This is a genomic window from Frankia sp. CcWB3 (assembly GCF_977927595.1).
In genome coordinates this window covers 1-5,317 of record NZ_CDWRCK010000271.1, presented here as the reverse complement: position 1 = coordinate 5,317, position 5,317 = coordinate 1, and the positions used below count along the sequence as shown (strand labels likewise).

At 69.5% G+C, this 5,317-nt stretch carries 4 protein-coding genes and 1 pseudogene; 3 read left to right on the top strand and 2 right to left on the bottom strand.

The features are described 5' to 3' along the window. From ACY5KJ_RS17210 to ACY5KJ_RS17200, 3 genes and pseudogenes are all read left to right on the top strand, one after another. Positions 1-281: response regulator (locus ACY5KJ_RS17210; protein WP_462203845.1), on the top strand; the 281-nt coding region annotated here is incomplete at its 5' end. A gap of 135 nt (positions 282-416) precedes the next feature. Continuing rightward, positions 417-987, top strand: a pseudogene (locus tag ACY5KJ_RS17205) (response regulator). 303 nt (positions 988-1,290) lie between these two features. After that, positions 1,291-3,894, top strand: a complete 2,604-nt coding sequence (locus ACY5KJ_RS17200) for a WD40 repeat domain-containing serine/threonine protein kinase (RefSeq protein ID WP_462203844.1) — start codon at positions 1,291-1,293, stop codon at positions 3,892-3,894. A gap of 9 nt (positions 3,895-3,903) precedes the next feature. Here ACY5KJ_RS17200 and ACY5KJ_RS17195 read toward each other — a convergent pair whose 3' ends face one another. Further along, entirely contained in the window at positions 3,904-4,596 is a 693-nt protein-coding gene (locus ACY5KJ_RS17195; protein ID WP_462187546.1) for an alpha-ketoglutarate-dependent dioxygenase AlkB, read from the bottom strand. A gap of 204 nt (positions 4,597-4,800) precedes the next feature. After that, on the bottom strand, positions 4,801-5,082 hold the full coding sequence (locus tag ACY5KJ_RS17190; RefSeq protein ID WP_462187547.1) for a metal-sensitive transcriptional regulator: 282 nt from the start codon (positions 5,080-5,082) through the stop codon (positions 4,801-4,803). Positions 5,083-5,317 lie beyond the last annotated feature (235 nt).

The following is a 5,317-nucleotide window of genomic DNA, read 5'->3' as shown; positions in this document are numbered from 1 at the left end:
ACGCCGACAACGGTCATGATGCGATCCGTATGCTGCAGCAGGACACCCCGCCCGTGCACCTCGTGCTGATGGATGTGATGTTGCCGGGCATGGGCGGCAATGAAACGACCTCGATGATCCGTGACATGCTGGCGTTCGCGGATCTGCCGATCTTGGTGCTGACTGCCAAGGCCATGCCGGGAGACCGGGAGAAGAGCATCACCGCCGGGGCCACCGACTACATCACCAAGCCCGTGGATCTGGACCATCTCCTCGGGGTGATGCGGTCGTATCTGTATTGATCAGATCGCGTATGGTGCGCATCGGGTGGCTATCGGTGGGGCGGTGAGATGCCGTCGGGAGCGATCAGTGATCGTGGAGGGGTGGCGACGCCCACCACGGGTCGGTAGGGCGATCGCGAAGGAGGAGGCAGGCGGGTGACCGAGCGGACCAGCGGTTCCGTCGACGGCGAAGGTGGGCCGAGCACGGAACGGCCCCGCAGCAAGATCCTGCTGGTCGACGATCGAGCGGACAACCTGATGGCCTTGGAGGCGATTCTCGCCTCGCTGGATCAGGATCTCGTCACGGCGTCGTCGGGTGATGGACGGTTTCGAGACAGCGCACCGGATCAAGCAGCGGGGGCGTACCCGAGACACTCCGATCATCTTTCTGACGGCGATCGACCGCGAGCCGCACCACGCGTTCCGCGGCTACGCTGTCGGCGCGGTCGACTACATCGCGAAGCCTTTCGACCCCTGGTTGCTCCGGGCCAAGGTCAGCGTCTTCGTCGAGCTGTTCGAGAAGAACGAGCGGCTGGCCGAGCTGGTCCACCAGCGTGTTCGCGACTTTGATTTGATGACGGAGATCGCGGAGCGGCTGATCGCGTTGGACGTCCTGTTGGAGGGCAGCGGCCGCAGCTCCGCCGAGGAGACCCTCGCGGCGGCCGGGGCCGAGGTCCGCGGACTCGTCGCTCGGTTGCAGCCCTTCGCTCGGCCGACGAACGCCTGATCGTCCACGGCGCCGGCCGGCGCCCGCCGGCGGGCGCCGGCCTCCCGCCAGCATTATGCGGGATGGCGTGGGTGCGGCTGCTCGACCACTACAAGGGGGCGCCCGGCCCATGGCCCGCGCCGATAACATGAATTTGTCGACCAGATCCGCCGCCGTGCCGGCACGGCCGGTTTGTGTAGTCGTAGGAGGTTTCGTCATATGGCGATATCCCGGCGCAACCTCCCTGGGCTCACTGGGACTGATCTCCAGACTATCGGTCCGTATACAGTTGAACGGAAGCTGGTCGACGCCAGGACAGGACCGGTGTTTCTTGCACGTAACGGCGAGGCGCGTCCGGTCCTCGTCAAGACGATCACCGCGCCCTTCGGGCGGGACACAGAGTTCCGTCGGCGCCTGCGCGTCGACCTCGACAACATCCGCCGGTTGGCGCCGTCCTGCCTCGCCGCCATCCTCGACCTCGACACGGGCGCTCGCCCCCCCTACGTCGTCGCGGAGTTCATCGACGCCCCGACTCTCGCCGCAACCGTCGCCGACGGCGGAGCGTTGTCCGGACCGGACACCCACCGGCTCGCCGTCGGGCTGGCGACGGCTCTGGCCGCACTGCACGAATCGGAAATTTTCCTCGGCGATCTGAAGCCTATCAATGTGGTTCTTTCCGAGCGGAGGCTGCGGCTGATTGACTTCGGGCTCTTCCGAGCGATGAATGCGGTAAGCATGAATAATCCGGGCGGACCGCCGTCCGGTATCGGCACACTTGCGTTCATAACGCCCGAACAGGTTCTCGGACAGACCGCCACCGTCGCATCGGATGTCTTTACCTGGGGCAGCGTGCTGTTATTCGCCGTGACCGGCCGGCCGCCATTCGGTGCCGGAACGCCCCGGGTCCTGCTGCAGCGGGCCGTCTACGCGGAACCCGACCTGTCCGTGTTCAGTCCGGAGCTGCGCGAGCTGGTCGCGGCGGCGATGCGCAAGGACCCGAAGCGCCGGCCGGCCGCGGCCGAACTGCTCGAACAGCTGGTGGCCCATCCGACACGAAGCAGCGAGGCGGAGCCTGCGGTCGAGCCCACCCGGCGTCTCGCCCTGCCTGCGGGTGTCATCGAGACGCCGGTCCCGGTGCAGACGAGGCGGGCGGCCGAGTCCGAGTCGAAACCGGAGGTCGTAGGCACGAGCGACCTCGCTGCCCGTGCCATCGGTGCCATACACGGCCTCGAGATCGTGCTCGAGGCCGCGACTGAGACCGAGGCCGTGCTCGAGACCAGGGCGGTACGTGGGGCCGGGCCGGCCGCGGAGATCACGGCCGTCCCGCCGGCCGCCGCGGTCGCTCTCAGCGCCGTCCGTACCGGAGCAGAGCCGCGGATGCGTCCGTCGTCTCCCGGTCCGTCGGCCTCCGTGGCCGGTGCGCCTGCCCCACAGCCCACCGCGGCCGCGAGCGCGCGCGCAAGCCACGTCCAGGAGAAAACCGGGAACGTCTCCGCCTTATCGTCATCATCGTCACCGGGGGATCACCTGGACCGCGGGTGGCTCCGACGCGTGCTCTCGATTGGCGTGGCGGCCTCGGTGCTCGTCCTCCCGACCGTTGTGATCGTCGATACGCTGCGGGAGCGCAGCGCGGCGGCCACGTCGCGCGAGGCGGCCCGTGGCGCGATGCGCCTTCTCGACCGGGAACCGGATCTCGCCGGTCAACTCGCCGTCTCGGCCTACCGCACGGCTCCGACCTCGGCCGCGGCGGAGGCGCTGGTCAATGCGAGCGTCCGGCAGATCGGGCCGGCGACGGGAGCGATCCGCGATCTGCTGATCACCCCGGATGGTCGATATCTAATTATCATCGGTGACTTCGGCGGGTCGGTGTGGAGCATCATCGGTCCTGGCCGGGTGCGTCACGTTACCGACCTGCCCGCGGTGGCCGCAGCCACGGGAGATCGCAGCCCCCTCGCGGCCGGGATCGCCCCGGCGGCAATGGTGAAGGGCCTGCTCGCCGTCGCGCTGGTACCCGCATCCGGTCCAGCCATGGGGGTGCGGGCGTCCACGACCATGGTGACGGCGGGGACGGACCGGGTGATCCGGTTATGGCGGCTGGCCCAGCCCGGGCTCACGGACGACGGCGACCTTCAGTCGGCGATCAAAATCGGTCAGCGAGTGAGTCTGCTCGCCGAGCTGCGGGGACACACGGGTACGGTGGCGAGCGTCGCGGTGAGCGCGGATGGCCGGACCCTGGCCTCGGCGGGTGCCGATCGCGTCGTCCGTCTCTGGGACATCAGCCACCCGCAGAATCCTCGCGCCCTCGCCGAACTGCCCCAGCCGGCGGAGGTCACCAGCCTCGCCTTCACGCCCGACGGCGACTCGCTCGCCGTCGGGGGGGCAGGCCATCTCTCCGTCTGGGATGTGACCGCTGCCGGGCAACCGCGCCGCCGGGCCCACCTGACCGCGGCCGCCACTGTCCGCAAGCTCCTCGCCAGCCCGGACGGCCGGTGGCTCGCTGTGGCGAGTACCTCCGACGGCGGCTCGTTGACGGAGATCTATGGGCTGGACAGCCCCCGGGGACTGCACCGCCTCACCGCCATCGCGAGCCGACCGGGCCAGGCCGGTTCGATCGCGCTCTCCGCCGACGGGCGGGTCCTCGCTGTCAGTACCCCGGCCGGTCAGGTGACCCTCTGGGACATGCGCTCACCGTCCCGGCCGGTGCAGCCGGCCACCCTGCCGGTCGGCACCGCGCCGACGGCGACGGTCTTCGGACCTCTGGGACATGAGGGCGTCCTCGTCGGCGTGGCCGGTGACGCCGTCCGTCTCTGGCAGCTCGACCTGCTCGCGGCCGAGGACGAGATCTGTGCCAGGGCCGAGGGCCGCATCAATCGGGAGCAGTGGCGGACCTACCTCGGTCACCGGCGCTACGACCCGCCCTGTGACTGACCCGGCCGGCTATCGCGAGAAGTGGCGTGCGGCGCCGTAACCGGGGCCCTGTTCCGGGCGGCCCGTCCGGGACGTCCATCGCCACTGGACCGAGATGCGTCCGGCGACGTGCTCCCGGACCCTGGGCACCGCGTGCAGCCAGTCGGCCTGGGCCCGACCTCCCAGCACGATCAGATCACCGCCGGCCGGGGAGAGGTCGCGAGCGCCGGATGCCTCCGGGTCGTCGAGGATCCGTCGGCCGGGCGGCAGGTGGCGGGACTTGATCAGGAACGGTCGCCGGGCACCGAGGGTGAGGATGGCGATCACCGTGTCGTCGAGCCAGCGCATCTCGCGGTCCCGGTGGAAGGCGACGCCGTCGGCTCCGTCCCGGTACAGCGACAGGCCAAAGCCGTCGAACTCCACGCCGTAGGTCCGCCGCAGGGTCCGGTAGGCGTCGAGCAGGGCGGGAAAGGCGACCGGCTGACCCCGCGGGATCCAGGCGCTCATCCGTGGTTCGGTGACGTGGCGTTCGTAACGCCACATGGTTCCCTGTCGCCAGGGGATCTCGGCATGCAGGGTCTCGTATAGCTGGTCGGCGCCGCGTAGCCATCCGCGCGTGACGTCGGCCCAGGACCGGTCGTCCAGCCAGATCCGTTGCACCGACGCGGTGCGGTCGACCGCACCGTCGGCGGGCACCGCGGTGCCGTCGGTCTCGCTCGTCACCCGGCCGACGCTACCCGGCCGACGCCATCCGGACGGCCCGGTCCGGGGCCGGCATCTGGCGTAACCTGCGAGATCCAGGAGGCATATTCCGTGACGGTGAACAGGCGAGGATGACCGGCGCAGCACCCGACCCCGGGACCTCGACGAACCTCGAGAGCGATGTCCGTCGTCTTACCGGAACCGCCTTCACCGGAACCGCCGTGGTCAGGACCGAACGAGCCGCGCGATCGCGGCCGACGCCTCCCGGATCTTCTCGTCGGCCACCGGACCGCCCTCGGCGGCGGCGTGCGTCACGCAGTGCGCCAGATGGTCCTCGAGGAGCCCGAGGGCGACCGACTGCAACGCCCGGGTCGCCGCCGAGACCTGGGTGAGGATGTCGATACAGTACTTGTCCTCGGCAATCATGCGCTGTAGCCCCCGGACCTGGCCTTCGATGCGGCGAAGCCGAGCGGTGTAATCGTCCTTGGTGTTGGTGTAGCCGTGCATCCATCGCGCCTTCCCGTCCGGGTACCCCCCTACGGTACCCGGGCCGGTGCCGGTCGTCGGATCGGGATTCGGTGAGATAGCGGCGCCAACCGCTGACTGGAATTCGAACCGATGCTCCTCCCGGCGGTGACAGGTCCCACGATCATCACCGTGGGTGAGAATTCTCCGCCCGTGCGGTATCAGTGGCGCGGGTCCTCCAGGACAGGTTCGGGTTGCCCGTCCACGTCCTGCCTAA